This is a genomic window from Aureimonas sp. D3, assembly GCF_001463805.1.
Taxonomy (GTDB): domain Bacteria; phylum Pseudomonadota; class Alphaproteobacteria; order Rhizobiales; family Rhizobiaceae; genus Aureimonas; species Aureimonas ureilytica_A.
Genome location: NZ_BBWM01000103.1, coordinates 1 through 840 on the forward strand (window position 1 = coordinate 1; position 840 = coordinate 840).

Annotated in this window: 1 protein-coding gene; it reads left to right on the forward strand. The window is 63.3% G+C overall.

Going from position 1 to position 840, the window contains the following annotated elements; translation table 11 throughout:
• Positions 1–63 precede the first annotated feature (63 nt).
• Positions 64–821, forward strand: a protein-coding gene (locus tag AUL36_RS23580) for an IS5 family transposase (protein WP_156418557.1) whose coding sequence is annotated in 2 segments (ribosomal slippage) — positions 64–400 and positions 400–821 — 759 coding nt in all. Because the reading frame shifts where the segments join, the coding sequence is not laid out codon by codon here.
• The last annotated feature ends 19 nt before the right edge of the window (positions 822–840 follow it).

Sequence of the window (840 nt, forward strand, 5' to 3'; positions counted from 1 at the left end):
AGGGTCAGGACCCATTGATTTGAGGCGTGCCGTCTGATTTAGGCTCGGTCCGGGGGACTGGATATGAGCGATCTGTACTGGCTGACGGACGAGCAGATGGAACGGCTTCGCCCGTTCTTTCCCAAGAGCCACGGCAGGCCACGGGTCGACGACCAGCGAGTTCTCAGCGGCATCATCTTCGTCAACCGCAACGGCCTGCGATGGCGTGATGCGCCCAAGGACTATGGGCCTGCGAAGACGCTGTACAATCGCTGGAAGCGTTGGGGCGAAGCGGGCGTCTTCGTCCGAATGATGGAGGGTCTGGCCGCAGTCGGCGCCGATCCGCAGACGGTTATGATCGACGCGACCTACCTGAAGGCGCACCGCACGGCTTCGAGCCTTGCGGTCAAAAAGGGGGGCTTGGACGCCTGATCGGCCGTACCAAAGGGGGCATGAACACCAAGCTCCATGCCGTCGCCGATGCGAACGGTCGCCCGCTCAGCTTCTTCCTGACCGCCGGGCCGGTGAGCGACTATACCGGAGCGGCGGCCCTGCTGGACGAGTTGCCGAAGGCACAATGGCTACTCGGTGATCGCGGCTACGACGCCGACTGGTTCCGGGACGCCGTGCAAGCGAAGGGCATCAAGCCCTGTATCCCAGGTCGCAAGTCGCGCAACGCGCCAGTGCGCCACGACAAGCGTCGTTACAGACGCCGCAACCGCATCGAGATCATGTTCGGGCGGCTGAAGGACTGGCGGCGGATTGCGACCCGCTACGACCGGTGTCCAACCGTCTTCTTCTCAGCCATCGCGCTCGCAGCGACCGTCCTCTTCTGGCTCTGAGCTATGAGTCCTGAACCTA